The 16852-nt window shown below is 71.0% G+C and carries 15 protein-coding genes; 12 read left to right on the top strand and 3 right to left on the bottom strand.

All coding sequences use genetic code 11. The features are described 5' to 3' along the window. Positions 1 to 20 precede the first annotated feature (20 nt). Entirely contained in the window at positions 21 to 1250 is a 1230-nt protein-coding gene (locus tag BOSE127_RS09105; protein WP_201300443.1) for a hypothetical protein, read from the bottom strand. A gap of 150 nt (positions 1251 to 1400) precedes the next feature. Beyond that, on the bottom strand, positions 1401 to 3263 hold the full coding sequence (locus BOSE127_RS09100; protein ID WP_017887980.1) for a glycoside hydrolase family 2 protein: 1863 nt from the start codon (positions 3261 to 3263) through the stop codon (positions 1401 to 1403). Between the two features lie 104 nt (positions 3264 to 3367). Between BOSE127_RS09100 and BOSE127_RS09095 the strand changes: the two genes are divergently transcribed. After that, positions 3368 to 4657: a phosphotransferase gene (locus BOSE127_RS09095; RefSeq protein ID WP_159556958.1), complete on the top strand. Its 1290-nt coding sequence runs from the start codon at positions 3368 to 3370 to the stop codon at positions 4655 to 4657. A gap of 76 nt (positions 4658 to 4733) precedes the next feature. Here BOSE127_RS09095 and BOSE127_RS09090 read toward each other — a convergent pair whose 3' ends face one another. After that, positions 4734 to 5084 carry a DUF1844 domain-containing protein gene (locus BOSE127_RS09090; protein WP_017887978.1) on the bottom strand — a complete coding sequence of 117 codons (351 nt, stop codon included), beginning with the start codon at positions 5082 to 5084 and terminating at the stop codon, positions 4734 to 4736. 314 nt (positions 5085 to 5398) lie between these two features. On the opposite strand from BOSE127_RS09090, the gene infC reads away from it, so the two are divergent. The 11 genes from infC (at position 5399) to argF (ending at position 16845) form a co-directional block, all read left to right on the top strand. After that, positions 5399 to 6073 (top strand): translation initiation factor IF-3, encoded by a 675-nt coding sequence (gene infC / locus BOSE127_RS09085; RefSeq protein WP_017887977.1) that lies wholly within the window; start codon positions 5399 to 5401, stop codon positions 6071 to 6073. 60 nt (positions 6074 to 6133) lie between these two features. After that, positions 6134 to 6328 carry a 50S ribosomal protein L35 gene (gene rpmI / locus BOSE127_RS09080; protein WP_017887976.1) on the top strand — a complete coding sequence of 65 codons (195 nt, stop codon included), beginning with the start codon at positions 6134 to 6136 and terminating at the stop codon, positions 6326 to 6328. 28 nt (positions 6329 to 6356) lie between these two features. After that, complete coding sequence (rplT, locus tag BOSE127_RS09075) at positions 6357 to 6740, top strand: 50S ribosomal protein L20 (RefSeq protein ID WP_017887975.1); 384 nt, start codon at positions 6357 to 6359, stop codon at positions 6738 to 6740. A 65-nt stretch (positions 6741 to 6805) separates the two neighbouring features. Continuing rightward, positions 6806 to 7657: a TrmH family RNA methyltransferase gene (locus BOSE127_RS09070; protein ID WP_017887974.1), complete on the top strand. Its 852-nt coding sequence runs from the start codon at positions 6806 to 6808 to the stop codon at positions 7655 to 7657. 92 nt (positions 7658 to 7749) lie between these two features. Further along, positions 7750 to 8790, top strand: a complete 1041-nt coding sequence (pheS, locus tag BOSE127_RS09065) for a phenylalanine--tRNA ligase subunit alpha (protein WP_042540039.1) — start codon at positions 7750 to 7752, stop codon at positions 8788 to 8790. After that, positions 8790 to 11282, top strand: coding sequence for a phenylalanine--tRNA ligase subunit beta (gene pheT / locus BOSE127_RS09060; RefSeq protein ID WP_159556956.1), 2493 nt, complete (start codon positions 8790 to 8792; stop codon positions 11280 to 11282). Before pheS ends, pheT begins: the two co-directional genes overlap by 1 nt. 77 nt (positions 11283 to 11359) lie before the next feature. Continuing rightward, complete coding sequence (locus BOSE127_RS09055) at positions 11360 to 12457, top strand: N-acetyl-gamma-glutamyl-phosphate reductase (protein WP_017887971.1); 1098 nt, start codon at positions 11360 to 11362, stop codon at positions 12455 to 12457. Beyond that, positions 12454 to 13653: a bifunctional glutamate N-acetyltransferase/amino-acid acetyltransferase ArgJ gene (gene argJ, locus BOSE127_RS09050; protein WP_017887970.1), complete on the top strand. Its 1200-nt coding sequence runs from the start codon at positions 12454 to 12456 to the stop codon at positions 13651 to 13653. Before BOSE127_RS09055 ends, argJ begins: the two co-directional genes overlap by 4 nt. After that, positions 13653 to 14705, top strand: coding sequence for an acetylglutamate kinase (gene argB / locus BOSE127_RS09045; RefSeq protein WP_017887969.1), 1053 nt, complete (start codon positions 13653 to 13655; stop codon positions 14703 to 14705). Before argJ ends, argB begins: the two co-directional genes overlap by 1 nt. Further along, entirely contained in the window at positions 14702 to 15925 is a 1224-nt protein-coding gene (locus BOSE127_RS09040; RefSeq protein ID WP_159556954.1) for an acetylornithine transaminase, read from the top strand. The genes argB and BOSE127_RS09040 overlap by 4 nt, the downstream gene beginning before the upstream one ends. Further along, positions 15922 to 16845 (top strand): ornithine carbamoyltransferase, encoded by a 924-nt coding sequence (gene argF, locus BOSE127_RS09035; protein WP_017887967.1) that lies wholly within the window; start codon positions 15922 to 15924, stop codon positions 16843 to 16845. Before BOSE127_RS09040 ends, argF begins: the two co-directional genes overlap by 4 nt. Positions 16846 to 16852 lie beyond the last annotated feature (7 nt).

Genomic DNA, 16852 nt, shown 5'->3' with positions numbered 1-16852 from the left:
GAGCCGACGGACAGCACCGCTCAGGGGTACCCGAGGAACCAGAGCAGCACGATCGCGACCGGCTGCAGGCACACCCCGACGACGAGCCACGTCACCGCCCGCCGCCGTGTCCCCACGAACACGTCCGACCCGAGCAGCGGCGCCATCGGCATGAGCAACCGCGGCAACGACTGCTGCGGCAGGAACACGGCCACCAGGTACAGCCCGTACGAGGCCGTGAACGCGAGCACGTCGGTGCCCAGGGCCCGGGTGCTCCTGCGCGAGATGAACCACACGGCGCCGGCGAGCACCACCACGACGAGCCCGATGCCGAGCGGCCCGAGCCACGTCGACGCCATGATGAACCACGGCGTCAGCGGCGCGAAGTGCTGCCGGCCGACGAACCCCACCCACCACGACAACTCGGTGTCCAGATAGGCGTCCGGCCGCCCCGTCACGGCGGTCGCGATGACGGGCCACGCCAGGCCCGCAGCCGCGACGACCAGGCCGGTCACCACGATCGCGATCCGATCGCGCCACGGGAACACCTCGGCGGCTCGCCCGGACCGGCGCGCTCCGACCCACCGCACCACCAGGTGCACGGCCAGTGCCAGTGCCAGCGCCAGGACCCCGGGCTTCGTGAACGCGGCCACGACACCGAGCGGCGCGATCAGCCAGTACCGTCGCCGCACCAGGGCCAGCAGTGCGCCGAACAGCAGCACGAGCAGCAGGCTCTCGGCGTAGGCGACCTGCAGCAGGAAGCCCGTCGGCGCGAACGCGAACAGCGCGGTCGCCCAGCGGGCACGGTGTGCGCTGCCGACGGCGAGCACCAGCCGGTACAGCAGCACGCACGCGCCGGCTCCGGCGATCGAGGCGACGACGACCCCGGCGACCCAGAACGAGGCGCCGGTCAGCGTCATCAGGATCCGCACGACCGTGGGGAACACGGGCAGGAACGCCCACGCGTTCGGCAGGACGTGCCCGGCGTCGTTGACGGGCAGCGTCTCCGGGTACCCGTGCTCGGCGATGATCCGGTAGAACGAGGCGTCCCACGACCCCGAGAACGTGAAGAACGACGGGTCGCGTCGGTACGAGGCGAACGGCCAGCCGTTCGCGGTCGCCAGCAGGTACACGGTCGCCAGCAGCACGGTGCTCACCACCCGGGAGCCCATCCAGAGCAGCAGCGGCGCGGTCCACGCGCTGTGCCGTCCGGTCAGCAGGTTGCGGAACCCCCGCCTGGAGGCCCGGCTCGCTTCGGCCACGTTCGTCACCCGCCCGATCCTCCCAGACCGTGGGCCGCGCCCCGCATCGCGGGTCGCCACCCGCCCGGCGCGAGGCGACCCGTGTGCGTCGTGAGCAGCGGTGGTCGGGTCCGTCTGCCGGAGGTGACCACCGCTGCTCAGGGGGTGTGGGCCTCCCGGCTAGCGCTCCGTGACCGCGCGACGGATCTGCTCGATCGGGACCTTCGGGGAACGGTCTGCGTTGAGCAGGCCGTTCGTCTCCTGCACGGTGTCGGTGAGCTGCGTCCAGCAGGACCCGGCGAGGAACGAGCTCGCACGGACCGCGTCGTACAGCGCGGTGATGCGGGAGACCCAGTCGTCGCCGTCCGTGGCCGACGTGTACCCCCAGCCGTCCTCGCGCTGGACGCCCGGCTGGTAGTTCACGCCGCCGAACTCGGTGAGCATGACCGGCTGGCCGAGGTCCTCGGCGCCACCGACCAGGATGCGGCGGTCCGCCGGGCCGATCCCACCGAGCAGCCGGGTCCGTGCGGTCTCGTCCGCGTAGGTCGCTGCGAGCCGGGGTCCGTCACCCTCGTAGTCGTGGATCGTGACGATGTCGGAGTTCGTGTGCTCCCACCCGTCGTTCGAGATCACCGGACGCGTCGGGTCGAGTGCCCGCGTGACGTCGGCGAGGGCCCGGGCGTAGGCCTGCTGGGCCGGGTCGGTGGCGATGTGCTGCACACCCCAGCTCTCGTTGACGGGCACCCACGTGACGATCGACGGGTGCGAGGCGTCACGCTCGACGGCGTCCATCCACTCACGCACCAGTCGCTGCACGGCGCGGGGGGAGAACGCGTAGGCGCCGGGGGCCTCGCCCCACACCATGAGTCCGAGTCGGTCGGCCCAGTACAGGAACCGCGGGTCCTCGATCTTCTGGTGGTTGCGGGCTGCGTTGAAGCCGAGCTCCTTGATGAGTTCGACCTCGCGGCGGAGTGCCCGGCGGGACGGGGCGGCGATGTGCGATTCGGGCCAGTAGCCCTGGTTCAGGACGCTGCGGACCTCGTGGCGTCGGCCGTTGAGCAGGAACGCGCCGCCGTCGACCCCGACCGTCCGGATCCCGAAGTAGCTGGCGACGGCGTCGAACGGCGTCGCGCCGGTACGGGGGAGCAGCGAGACCGTCGCGTCGACCAGGCGTGGGGCGTCCGGGGTCCAGTGCAGCTCGTCCTCGGCCTGCCCGTTCGTCTGCCGCGCGATCGGGACGACCACGTCGAACTCGTCCCCCGTCGAGCCCACGGTGGTCTCGATCGTGGCGAGATGCTCGTCGCGGTCGTCCCAGCGCGCCTCGACGCGCAGGCGCTCGCCGCCGGTGCGGTGCCCGTCGAGCCGGACCGTCAGGCGCATGGTCGCGTGGTCGACGTTCGTCCAGCGCAGGGACGCGATCGAGACGGTCGGCACGGCCTCGAGCCAGACGGTCTGCCAGATCCCGGTGGTGCGGCGGTACCAGATCGCGTGCGGGTCCTCGTGCCAGTCCTGCTTGCCGCGCGGCTGGGTCAGGTCGTGCGGGTCGTCCTCGGCGCGGACCACCAGGGTGTGCACGGCGTCGGGGTCCGTGGTCAGCGCCTCGGTCACGTCGAAGGAGAACGGCGTGTGGCCGCCCTCGTGCCCGCCGAGGAACTGCCCGTCGACCCAGACGCGGGCGCGGTGGTCGACGGCGCCGAAGTGCAGCACGAGTCGAGGCGCGCCGGTGCCGAACCCGGCGGCGTCGAGCTCCGAGCGGGTGATCGCACGGGAGTACCAGACCACCGGGTGGAATCCGGGCTCGTCGATGCCCGAGGCCGGGGACTCGGGCGGGAACGGGACGACGATGTCCCGGGCGTCGGTGAAGCCGGTGCGCCAGGCGTCGTCGTCGCCGTCGTTCCGGAACGACCACGTGCCGTCGAGGTCGGCCCAGGCGGTGCGGAGCATCTGCGGCCGGGGGTACGTGCCGTCCTGCCGCGAAGCGAGGGGGAGGCCGGGGGCGGAAGCGGAGTCAGGTGCGGCCACGGTGCCGTCGAGCGTGCTCATACCTCCATGTTCCCGGTTCGGTACATCGTTGTAAAGAGCGTGCCACACACCACGCCACGGAGGACTCGGCACCTCGCCAGCCCCCGGCGCGTAGGTTCCGCTGCATGAGCGACGGAGCACCCAGCGCCCCCGACACCACCGCCCCCGACACCCGCACGCCGAGCGACCACGACCTCGAGTCCTGGATCGCCGACCGTCGCTGGTACGCCTCGAAGGGGTCCGTGCCGCGTCTCCGCACCATCTCGACCGACGACGGGACCCGCCTGGTGCTCGACGAGGCCCCCGCGGTCCCCGTGCTCTACCAGGCACCGATCACGAGCGGTCCCGACGGCACGGTCGTCGACGCCACCACCGACCTCGCGTGGGTGTCGGCGCTCGCTGCACGCATCGACGCGGCGCCGGAGTGCCTCAGCCCGATCGGCCGGGTCACCGCGGCCCGCGTCCTGACGGGCGAGCAGTCCAACACCTCGGTCATCTGCGACACGGAGTCCGGCGATCGCGTCATCATCAAGGTCTTCCGCGTGCTGCACCACGGCGACAACCCCGATGTGACCACGCAGCTCGCCCTCACCGCGGCGGGCAGTACCCGCGTGCCCCGGGTCTACGGGGCCCTCCGCGCCGAGTGGCCCGACGTCGGCCGCCCGGACGGCGCCGCGACCGGCCACCTCGCCTTCGCCCAGGAGTTCCTGCCCGGGCTCGACGACGCCTGGCGCGTCGCCCTGCGGGAAGCCCAGGCCGGCACGCCGTTCGGGGACCGAGCCGAGCAGCTCGGCACCGCGCTCGCCGACGTGCACCGCACCCTGGCCGGAGCGCTGCCGACCGAGCCGGCCGACGGGTCACGACGCGCCACCGCAGTCGCCACGATGCACACCCGACTCGACACCGCCGCCCGCGAGGCCCCCGCCGTCGCCGAACACGCCGACGCGATCCGTGCGGTCTACGCCCGGGCAGCCGACGCGATCTGGCCGGACCTGCAGCGCATCCACGGCGACCTGCACCTCGGGCAGGTCCTGGCGGCTCCGGATCCCCGCGGGTGGGTCTTCCTCGACTTCGAGGGCGAACCGCTCCGCCCCCTCGACGAACGGTCGCTGCCGGACGTCACCCTGCGCGACGTCGCGGGCATGCTCCGCTCGTTCGACTACGTCGCCGGTGCCCTGGCGCACGACGCCGAGCCGGTCGACGCGTCAGCCTGGGCAGCCGAGGCGCGAGCGCGCTTCCTCGACGGCTACCAGCGCGGCACCGGCGCGGACCTCGCCGGCCACAGTGCGCTGCTCGACGCCTTCGAGCTCGACAAGGCGGTCTACGAGGTCGTCTACGAGACCCGCAACCGACCCGACTGGGTCGGCATCCCGCTGGCGGCCGTCGCGCGCCTGGTCGGCGACAGCGGGTCCTGACCGCGACCCACGAACGAACAGGAGGCCCGTGGCGACACCGCCACGGGCCTCCTGTCCGTCACCGGGTGACGCCCGTCTAGTTGACGGGTCCCGTGTACTTCTCGCCCGGCCCGGCGCCGATCGCGTCCGGGATCGCCGACGCCTCGCGGAAGGCGAGCTGCAGCGACCGCAGCCCGTCGCGGAGCGGGCGGGCGTGGTGATCGCCGATCTCGGTCGCGGCGGCGGTGACCAGACCGGCCAGCGCGGTGATGAGCTTCCGTGCCTCGTCCAGGTCGGTCTGCTGCTGCGGGTCGTCGGCCAGGCCGACCTTCACGGCCGCGGCACTGAGCAGGTGCACCGCAACGGTGTTGATGAGTTCGACCGCCGGCACCTCCGCGATGTCCCTGGCGGCGTCGATGCCGGTGTCGTCGATCGGGGTGTCGCTCACGGTGCTCCTCTGCTAGGCTTGCTCGCGGCAGATGCTGTCCGTGTGCCATCAGTTCTCTTGACATCAGTTCTCCTGACGTCATGAACCCTGACAACTCCCGGACGGTGTCACGAAAGAGGAGTCTCTCCCACCCGCGGCCGCGTTCCACCAGGCTACCGGGTCACCACCGCTCCGCGAGTGCACGTGTTGCGCTCGTCGGTCGGATCCCACGGATCCGATGCAGGGCGGCTGCCGAACGGGTCGACATCCCGTGCGTCAGATCTCCTCTCTCGTGCTGTCGTCCAGGGCAAACGCCCCGGACGGCCACCACCTGATTGAAGGAGCTCCGCATCACCGATCCCCGTACCAACGACCGAATCCGCGTTCCCGAAGTCCGACTCGTCGGTCCGCAGGGTGAGCAGGTCGGCGTTGTCCCGATCGCCATGGCCCTGCGTCTCGCGCAGGAAGCCGAACTGGATCTGGTCGAGGTCGCGCCGAACTCGAAGCCGCCCGTGGCCAAGATCATGGACTACGGCAAGTTCAAGTACGAAGCCGCTCAGAAGGCCAAGGAAGCCCGTCGCAACCAGGTGAACACGGACCTGAAAGAGGTCCGTTTCCGCCTGAAGATCGACGTGCACGACTACGAGACGAAGCGCAAGCGCGCCGAGGGGTTCCTCCTCGGTGGCGACAAGGTGAAGGCGATGATCCTCTTCCGTGGCCGCGAGCAGTCGCGTCCTGAGCAGGGTGTCCGTCTCCTCCACAAGTTCGCGGAAGAGATCGCCGAGTTCGGCGTCGTCGAGTCGCGTCCGACCCAGGACGGCCGCAACATGACGATGATCATCGCCCCGCTCAAGAACAAGTCCGACGTCAAGGGCGAGCAGAACGCCAAGCGTGCTGCACAGAAGGCCGAGCGTCGTGCCACCGAGCACGCCGCGAAGGGCAAGGACGAGGCCGAGGCCGGTTCCACGTCCGAGGCAGCTGCGGAATCCACGGACTCCGCGGCCGAATAGGTCCCCGGACCGAACCCGCAACGACGCGGCCCCCCATCCATCCCACGGAAAGGCACCACCATGCCCAAGCAGAAGACCCACTCCGGGTCGAAGAAGCGCTTCAAGGTCACCGGTACCGGCAAGATCATGAAGCAGCAGGCCGGTATGCGTCACAACCTCGAGGTCAAGAGCTCCAAGCGCAAGGCCCGCCTGAACGAGGACCAGGTCCTCTCCAAGGGTGACGCGAAGAACGTCAAGAAGCTCCTCGGCCACTGAGCCCCGCAGATCGTAAAGGAATAGTGCAATGGCACGAGTAAAGAGAGCGGTCAACGCCGCCAAGAAGCGCCGCGTCATCCTCGAACGCGCCGAGGGCTACCGCGGCCAGCGTTCGCGTCTGTACCGCAAGGCCAAGGAGCAGGTCACCCACTCCCTCGTCTACGCGTACCGCGACCGTCACGCGAAGAAGGGCGAGTTCCGTCGCCTCTGGATCCAGCGCATCAACGCTGCGTCCCGTGCGAACGGCCTGACCTACAACCGCCTCATCCAGGGTCTCAACCTGGCTGGCGTCGAGGTCGACCGTCGCATCCTCGCCGACCTCGCGGTGAACAACCCCGAGACCTTCACCGCGCTCGTCGAGACCGCGAAGAAGGCCCTCCCGGCCGACACCTCGGCCCCGAAGGCTGCGTAGTCAGTTCTTCTGCTCGCGAAACCCCCGCCGCACGGCGGGGGTTTCGTCGTTCCTAGACTTGGGTCGTGAGCGATCTCCTCGAGAACCCCCGTGCCGGACGCGTGAAGGCCGTTGCGGCCCTGGCCAAGAAGGACGTCCGGGCCGAGACCGGCCTGTTCCTGCTGGAAGGACCCCAAGCGGTCCGCGAAGCGCTGGAGTACGCGCCGGAGCTCCTGCGCGAGCTGTACGTGACCCCCACCGCCGCAGCCCGCTACGGGCTGGACGACGCGCCGGTGGACACGTGGTTCGTGACCGAGCAGGTGCTCGACGCGATGGCGGACACCGTCACCCCGCAGGGCGTGGTCGCGGTGTGCCAGCAGTTCCCGACGTCGGTGAAGGACGTCTTCCCGGACCGCGCTGCGGCTGGCGCCGACGCGGAGGCCCGTGATGCGTCCGACGAACAGGCCGCGTTGCCCGGACTGGTCGCCATCCTCGAAGAGGTGCGGGACCCGGGGAACGCCGGCACGATCATCCGCGCCGCGGACGCGGCCGGAGCGGATGCGGTGGTGCTGACCGGCCGGTCGGTGGACCCGTACAACCCGAAGGTCGTCCGGTCGACGACCGGGTCCCTGTTCCACGTGCCGGTGTCGGTGGGCGTCACGCTGGCGGACACGATCGAGCGGGCGAAGGCCCTCGGCTACACGGTGCTCGCCGCCGACGTCTCCGGCGACGACCTGCCGGTGGTGCGCGCCGAGGGGATGCTCGACGGTCCGACCGCGTGGGTCTTCGGCAACGAGGCACGCGGGCTCACCGCCGACGACCTGGCGCTCGTCGACCGGGCAGTCAAGGTGCCGATCTACGGGCAGGCGGAGTCGATGAACCTCGCCACGGCGGCGTCGGTGTGCCTGTACGAGTCGGCCTTCGCGCTCCGGAGCTGACGCTCCTCCACAGACCGGTCGTCGGCGTCGGCCATCCACCGTCCGCTCGGTGCAGGTGGGTGGTATCCCGACGGCCGGTAGGCTTGGGTCTCGTGTCAGAACCTCTCGAGATCAGCGAATCGGCCGTCGCCGACGCGGTGGACGCGGCCCTCGCCGCCGTCCGTGCCACGACGACGGTCGCCGAACTGAAGCAGGCCAGGGCCGAGCACACCGGTGAGCAGTCACCGTTGGCGCGGATGAACGCATCGATGCGCAGTGTGCCGCCGGAACAGAAGGCCGCGGCGGGCAAGCTCGTCGGGCAGGCCCGTGGGCGGGTGAACGCGGCGATCGCCGAGCAGGAATCCGTCCTCGCGGTGGCCGAGGAACGCGCACGGCTCGAAGCCGAACGCGTCGACGTCACCGCGTTGCCGACCCACCGCGCCACCGGCTCCCGCCACCCGCTCTCGCTGCTGAACGAAGCCGTCGCCGACATCTTCGTCGGCATGGGGTGGGAAGTCGCAGAAGGCCCGGAGCTCGAGCACGAGTGGTTCAACTTCGACGCGCTGAACTTCGACCAGGACCACCCGGCCCGGGCCATGGCGGACACGATCTTCGTCGAGCCCGTCGACCGGCACCTGGTCATGCGGACCCACACCTCGCCGGTGCAGGTGCGGTCGCTGCTGTCGCGTGACCTCCCGCTGTACGTCATCGCGCCCGGACGCGTCTACCGTGCCGACGAGCTCGACGCCACGCACCTGCCGGTCTTCACCCAGGTCGAGGGCATCGCGATCGACAAGGGCCTGACGATGGCGCACCTGCGCGGCACGCTCGAGCACTTCGCCCGGCAGATGTTCGGCGCCGAGGCGCAGATCCGCCTCCGCCCGAACTACTTCCCGTTCACCGAGCCCAGTGCCGAGATGGACGTCTGGCAGCCGAACGCCAAGGGTGGCGCACGGTGGGTCGAGTGGGGTGGCTGCGGCATGGTCAACCCCAACGTCCTGCGTGCCGCCGGGATCGACCCGGACGAGTACCAGGGCTTCGCGTTCGGCATGGGCATCGAGCGGACGCTGCAGTTCCGCAACGGCCTGAACGACATGCGTGACTTCCTCGAGGGCGACATCCGCTTCTCGCAGCAGTTCGGAACGGTGGTCTGATGCGCGTCCCACTCCGTTGGCTCGGTGAGTCCGTCGACCTCCCCGACGACGTCACCCTCGAGCACGTCCACGCGGCGCTCGTGTCGGTCGGCTTCGAGGAAGAGGACGTCCACACCTTCGACCTGACCGGCCCCGTCGTGGTCGGTCGGGTGCTCGAGCGCGTCCCCGAGCCGCAGAAGAACGGCAAGACCATCAACTGGTGCCAGGTGGACGTCGGCGAAGCCGAGCCCCGCGGCATCGTCTGCGGCGCGCACAACTTCGACGTCGGCGACCTCGTCGTCGTCACGCTGCCCGGTGCGGTCCTGCCCGGGCCGTTCCCGATCGCCGCCCGCAAGACCTACGGACACGTGTCCGACGGCATGATCGCCTCGGCGCGCGAGCTCGGGCTCGGCGACGAGCACGACGGCATCCTGCGCTTCGCCGACCTCGGCATGGAGCCAACCGTGGGCGCCGACGCGATCGCGCTCCTCGGCCTCGACGACGCCGCGGTCGAGATCAACGTCACGCCCGACCGTGGGTACGTGCTGAGCATGCGCGGGGTCGCTCGTGAGTACGCGCACGCCACCGGAGCCAGCTTCCACGACCCCGTCGAGCGCATCGCGCCGCGTGCGGCCGAGGGCTTCCGGGTCACGATCGACGACCAGGCTCCGGTCCGGGGTCGGGTCGGCGCCTCCACGTTCGTCACGCGCGTCGTGCGCGGGATCGACCCGGCAGCGAAGACACCCTCCTGGATGGTGTCGCGCCTGTCGCTGGCCGGGGTGCGTTCGATCTCCCTGCCCGTCGACATCACGAACTACGTCATGTTCGAGCTCGGCCAACCGCTGCACGGCTACGACCTGCAGACGATCGCGGGGGGCCTCGGCGTCCGCCGGGCGAACGCCGCTGAGACGCTCGAGACTCTCGACGGCACCGTCCGGGAGCTCGACCCCGAAGACCTCGTGATCACCGACGACGACGGTCCCGTCGGGCTCGCCGGCGTCATGGGCGGGGCCCGCACCGAGATCTCGGCGAGCACGACGGACATCCTGATCGAGGCCGCCGGGTTCGACCAGGTCTCGATCGCCCGCACCGCTCGTCGGCACAAGCTGCCCAGTGAGGCATCCCGTCGCTTCGAGCGCGGGGTCGACCCGCTGGTGGCCGAGGCCGCGGCGAACCGCGCCGTCGAGCTCCTCGTCGAGCTCGCCGGCGGCACCGCCGACCCCCTCGGGTCCACGCTCGTCGACAGCGACCCGCGGCCGACCGTCACGATGCGGGTCTCCCGCCCGGCCGAGCTCGTCGGCGTCGACTACACCGACGCCGAGGTCATCGAGACGCTCCGTGCGATCGGCGCCACGGTCGAGTCCGACGGCGAGCAGCTCGCGGTCACCCCGCCCACCTGGCGCCCTGACCTGACCGACGACACCACGCTGGTCGAAGAGGTCGCACGCATCGTCGGCTACGACCGCATCCCGAGCGTCCTGCCCGTCGCCCCGCCCGGCCGGGGGCTGACCCGGCACCAGCAGGCACGTCGTCGGGTGGCCTCGGCGCTGGCCGCGGCGGGCCTGACGGAGGTCGTCACGGCCCCGTTCGTCTCGGCCGCCACGCAGGACGCCTACCCGGGGATCGACCCGCAGGGCGGACCGAGCGTCGTGCTCGCCAACGCCCTGGACAGCGAGCAGAACCTGCTGCGCCGCAGCGGCGTCCCGGCCCTGGTCGACGCCGCCCGCCGCAACGTCTCGCGCGGGCTCGTCGACGTCGCCCTGTACGAGACGTCCCGGGTGTTCCTGCCGGTGACGGGCGTGACGCTCGGCACCGACGAGGTCCCGGCGGGCGCGGCGCGGCCCGACCGTGCGGCGCTCGAAGCACTGGACGCCTCGCTGCCGGCCCAGCCCTTCCACGTCGCCGCCCTGCTCACCGGCCACCGGGTCGTCAAGCAGCCCGGCGCCACCGCGGAACCGTTCGGCATCGCCGACGCCATCGACACCGCCCGCCAGGTCGCGTGGGCCGTCGGTGTGGAACTGACCGTCGCGCAGACCACCCACCCGTCGCTGCACCCGGGTCGCGCCGCGTCCCTGCTCGTCGACGGCACGGTCGTCGGCGTCGCCGGGGAACTCCTGCCCGGACTGGCCGAGGCCGCCGTCCTGCCCCGCGTGGTGGCGGTCGTCGAGCTCGACCTCGACGCGCTCGTCGCCGCAGCCCCGGAACTCGTCGCGGTCGCGCCGATCGTCTCCTACCCGGCAGCCACGCAGGACCTCTCGCTGGTCGTCGACGCCGGGGTACCGGCCGGCGAGGTGCTGGATGCGGTGCGCTCTGGCGCCGGAGACCTGTTGGAGTATGCTCGGCTCGTGGATGACTACCGGGGCTCCGGCGTGGACGAGGGACAGAAGTCCCTGACGTTCGCCCTGCGCTTCCGTGCCACGGACCGCACGCTGACCGCTGCCGAGGCCACCGAGGCCCGTGACGGCGCTGTCCGACGTGCCGGCGAGCGATTCGGGGCGACCCTGCGCGACTGACCCACACGGGATCAGCACCGCCCGGGGTCGCCGCCTCCGACTCTCTCGACGACCAGTCCGACCAAAGGTGGAATCCCATGTCCGTATCCGTCGCCGTGGCGGGAGCCTCCGGCTACGCGGGTGGTGAGCTCCTGCGTGTGCTCTCCGCCCACCCCGAGTTCGAGGTCAGGACGGTGACCGCGTTCTCGAACGCCGGACAGCCCCTGATCGCGACCCAGCCGCACCTCCGTTCGCTGTCACACCTGACCCTGGCGGAGACGACGGCCGAGACGCTGCGCGGGCACGACGTGGTCTTCCTGGCGCTGCCGCACGGACAGTCGGGTGCGATCACCGCGGAGCTCGGCGACGACGCGCTCGTCATCGACTGCGGCGCGGACCACCGTCTGACGGACCCGGCTGCGTGGGAGCGGTTCTACGGCGGCGACTACTTCGGCGCGTGGACGTACGGTCTCCCCGAACTCCTGCTCGCGGCTCCCACTCCGGGTTCGGCCGACGAGTGGCGCGACGTCGACGACATCGCCTCCCAGGGCAAGCAGCGTTCCGCCCTGGTCGGCACGAAGCGCATCGCGGTCCCCGGCTGCAACGTCACCGCGGTGACGCTCGGCATCCAGCCGGGCATCCAGGCTGGCCTCGTCGAGTCCGACGACCTCGTCGCGGTGCTCAGCGTCGGGCCGAGTGGTGCCGGCAAGAAGCTCAGCACCACCTACCTGGCCTCCGAGATCATGGGGTCCGCCAGTGCCTACGCCGTCGGGGGGACGCACCGGCACGTCCCCGAGATCCAGCAGAACCTGCAGGTCGCGGGCGCCTCCGACGTGACGATCTCGTTCACGCCGGTCCTGGTCCCGATGCCGCGGGGGATCCTGGCGACCACGACCGCGAAGCTCTCGCCCGGCGTCAGCGCGCGTGACGTCCGGCTCGCGTGGGAGCAGGCGTACGCCGACGAACCCTTCGTGCACCTGCTGCCCGAGGGCGAGTTCCCCCGGGTGGCCGACACGATCGGCGCGAACACCGCGCTCGTCGGCATCGCCGTCGACGAGGCCGCCGGCCGCGTCGTCGCGGTGACCGCCCTCGACAACCTCGCCAAGGGCACGGCGGGCGCCGCCGTCCAGTCGGCGAACATCGCCCTCGGTCTCCCCGAGACCACGGGCCTCAGCGTGGACGGAGTCGCACCGTGACCGACGCAGGCACGACCACCCAGACCGAGCCGGGCCTCCAGGGCGTCACCGCGGCAGCGGGTTTCCGCGCTGCCGGCGTGACTGCAGGCCTGAAGACCAGCGGCAAGCCGGACGTGGCACTCGTCGTCAACGACGGCCCCGACGCGGCCGTGGCCGCCGTGTTCACCAGCAACCGCGCCCAGGCGCACCCGGTGATCTGGTCCCGCCAGGTCGTCGGGGACGGCGTGGCCCGGGCCGTCGTCCTGAACTCCGGCGGCGCGAACTGCTTCACCGGACCGTTCGGCTTCCAGACCACGCACCTGACGGCCGAGGCCGTGGGCGACGCCCTCGGGATCGGGGCCGGCGACGTCGTCGTCTGCTCCACCGGGCTCATCGGCGTCGGCGACCAGTCCTTCCGCGACAACGTGCTCCGTGGCGTCGACCTGGCGAGCGCGGCACTCAGCGACGACGGCGGTCCGGACGCCGCGACCGCCATCATGACGACCGACACGAAGGCCAAGCAGTCCGTCGTGACCGAGGACGGCTGGACCGTCGGCGGCATGGCCAAGGGTGCCGGCATGCTCGCACCCGGGCTCGCGACGATGCTCGTCGTCATCACGACCGACGCCGTGCAGACCCCGGACCAGCTCGACCAGGCGCTCCGGGCGGCCACCCGCATCACGTTCGACCGGGTCGACTCCGACGGCTGCATGTCCACCAACGACACCGTCGTCCTGCTGTCGTCGGGTGCGAGCGGCGTGACGCCCGAGGTCGGTGACTTCCAGGAAGCCCTGACCGCGGTCTGTGCCGACCTGGCCCGGCAGCTGCAGCAGGACGCCGAGGGCGCGAGCCACGACATCACGATCGAGGTCGTGCACGCCGTGACCGAGGACGACGCCGTGACCGTCGGTCGGAGCGTCGCCCGGAACAACCTGTTCAAGGCGGCCGTCTTCGGCAACGACCCGAACTGGGGACGGGTGCTCGCAGCGATCGGCACCACCGACGCCGAGTTCGACCCGTACGCGGTGGACGTCAGCATGAACGGTGTCCGGGTCTGCCACGCGGGCGCACCCGACGAGCCGAGCGACAGCGTTGACCTGACCCCGCGCGACACCCACGTGCGCATCGACCTCGGTGTCGGCACGCACTCGGCCACGATCCTGACCAACGACCTCACGCACGACTACGTGCACGAGAACAGCGCGTACTCCAGCTGATGGCGGCCGACACGAACGGGGCCGGCACGCCCCTCACGAAGGAAGAAGAGCACGAGTTCGCCGCGGTCAAGGCCGCGACGCTCATCGAGTCGCTGCCCTGGCTCAAGCGCTTCTCGGGCAAGGTCGTCGTGGTCAAGTTCGGCGGCAACGCCATGGTGAACGAGGACCTGAAGCGCGCCTTCGCCGAGGACATGGTCTACCTGCGCTACGCCGGCCTGCACCCCGTCGTCGTGCACGGTGGGGGTCCGCAGATCTCCGCCGCCCTCAAGGAACAGGGCATCGAGTCCGAGTTCCGCGGCGGCTACCGCGTCACGACGACCGAGGCGATCACGGTCGTCCGTGACGTCCTGGCCGGCGAGGTGAACCGCGAGATCGTCGACTTGATGAACGAACACGGCGAGGGCCTGGCCGTCGGCGTGTTCGGCGACGGCGGCTCGCTGTTCACCGGCGAGAAGAAGGGCGTCGTCGTCGACGGGCAGGAGTACGACCTCGGCCACGTCGGGGACATCACCCACGTCGACCCGTCCGGTGTGCTCGCCGCGATCGAGGCCGGCCGGATCCCGGTGGTCTCGAGCATCGCGATCGACGACGCGCACCCCGACCAGGCGCTCAACGTGAACGCGGACGCTGCGGCCGGTGCCCTGGCGATCGCACTCCGGGCGTCGAAGCTCATGATGCTCACCGACGTCCCGGGGCTCTACCGCAACTGGCCGGACCGTGACTCGATCGTCGACCTCATCGCCGTCGAGGAACTCCGTGAACTCCTGCCGAGCCTCGAGTCGGGCATGATCCCGAAGATGACCGCGTGCCTCGACGCCGTGGTCGGCGGGGTCGGCGGCGCGACCATCATCGACGGCCGGATCCCGCACTCGATCCTGCTCGAGGTCTTCACCCTGCGGGGCGCGGGCACCGAGGTGATCCCGGACCCGAGCCGACGAACCGAGAACCAGATGACCCACGCCGAGATCGGCCGACGCGTGGCGTCGCCGTCGATCGACAGCAGTACCGGCCAGCACGTGGCGGGTACGGACGAGAAGGGACACCAGCAGTGAGCACCGAGACGCAGACCGAGACCTGGAACGACCGGTTCGGGGCGTCGCTCATGCGATCCCTGACCCCTCCGAAGATCATGCTCGAGCGCGGACAGGGCTGCCGTGTGTGGGACGTGGAGGGCAACGAGTACCTCGACTTCCTCGCGGGGATCGCGGTGAACTCGCTCGGCCACGCGCACCCCGCGTTCGTCGCAGCGATCGCCGACCAGGCGGCGAAGCTCGTGCACGTGTCGAACTACTTCGCCACCCCGCCCCAGCTCGAACTCGCCGAGCGCCTCAAGCGCATCACCGGCGCGGGGGACGCGGGTCGGGTCTACTTCGGCAACTCCGGCGCCGAGGCGAACGAGGCCGCGTTCAAGCTCGCCCGCCTCAACAGGGGCGCCGACGGCACGAAGACGCGGATCCTCGCGCTCAAGCAGGGCTTCCACGGACGGACTATGGGCGCCCTCGCGCTCACCGGCAAGCCCGCACTGCAGCAGGACTTCCTGCCGATGATCCCGGGCGTCGAGCACATCGACACCTCGATCGACGCGCTCGAAGCGTCGATCGACGACACCGTGGCCGCCCTGATCCTCGAGCCCATCAAGGGCGAGGCCGGCGTGGTCGACCTGCCCGAGGGGTTCCTGCTGGCCGCCCGCCGGCTGACCGAGGAGCACGGTGCGCTGCTGATCCTCGACGAGATCCAGACGGGTGTCGGCCGGACCGGCAACTGGTTCGCGTTCCAGGGGCACGGGGTGACGCCCGACGCCATCACGATCGCGAAGGGCATCGCCGGCGGCTTCCCGATCGGCGCCCTCGTGACCTTCGGCTGGGCATCCGACCTGTTCTCGGCCGGGCAGCACGGTTCGACCTTCGGCGGCAACCCGCTCGGCACCCGTGTGGCGAACGCCGTGCTCGAGGAGATCGAGCGCGCCGACCTCGTCGCCAGCGCGGTGGTCAAGGGTGAGCGCATCCGTGACGGTATCCGTGCCATCGGCTCTCCGCTGGTCGAAGAGGTCCGCGGCACCGGCCTGCTCATCGGCGTCGGTCTCGCCGGCCCGGTCGGCCCGCTCGTCAACGCAGCCGCCCTCGAACGCGGCCTCATCATCAACGCCCCCAACGAGTCGAGCCTGCGCATCGCGCCGCCGCTCATCGTGTCCGACGCCGAGGTCGACGAGTTCCTGTCGATCCTCGCCCAGAGCCTCGCGGCCGTCGCCGCAGCGCAGGAGCCCACCGCATGACCCGCCACTTCCTCCGCGACGACGACCTGAGCCAGTCCGAGCAGTCCGCGATCCTCGACATCGCCGACCGCATGAAGGCCGACCGCTGGGCGGAGAAGCCGCTCGCCGGTCCGCAGAGCGTCGCGGTGATCTTCGACAAGTCGTCGACCCGCACCCGGGTGTCGTTCCACGTCGGCATCTCGGACCTCGGCGGCAGCCCGCTGATCATCTCGACGGCGAACAGCCAGCTCGGCGGCAAGGAGACCCCGTCGGACACCGCTCGCGTGCTCGAGCGCATGGTGTCGGCGATCGTCTGGCGCACCTACGGCCAGGCCGGGCTCGAGGAGATGGCCGCCGGCACGACGGTCCCCGTCGTCAACGCGCTGTCCGACGACTTCCACCCCTGCCAGCTCCTCGCCGACCTGCTCACCATCCGTGAGCACCGCGGCACACTGGCCGGGCAGACCGTGGCGTTCATCGGTGACGGCGCGAGCAACATGGCGCAGTCGTACCTGCTCGCCGGTGCGACCGCGGGCATGCACGTCCGCGTCGCCGCTCCGGCCGAGTTCTCCCCGTCGGCGCAGGTCGTCTCCGACGCCGAGGACCGCGCTGCCGTGACGGGTGGCTCCGTCCTCGTCGTGACCGATCCGGTGGCCGCTGTGGCCGGTGCCGACGTCGTCGTCACCGACACCTGGGTCTCGATGGGCAAGGAGTCCGAGAAGCAGTCGCGCCTCGACACCTTCGCGGGGTACCGCGTCGACGACGCGCTCTTGGCGCACGCCGCCGCCGACGCCGTCTTCATGCACTGCTTGCCGGCAGACCGTGGGTTCGAGGTGACCGCCGACGTCATCGACGGTCCGCGCAGCATCATCTGGGACGAGGCGGAGAACCGTCTGCACGCCCAGAAGGCGCTGCTGGCCTGGCTGCTCGCCAACGACTGACCGACCG

This window comes from Curtobacterium sp. 8I-2, from assembly GCF_902506155.1.
In the GTDB taxonomy this organism is placed as follows: Bacteria; Actinomycetota; Actinomycetes; order Actinomycetales; family Microbacteriaceae; genus Curtobacterium; species Curtobacterium poinsettiae.
Note: the sequence above shows the minus strand (reverse complement) of the source record. Positions and strands in the feature narration are given on the sequence as shown.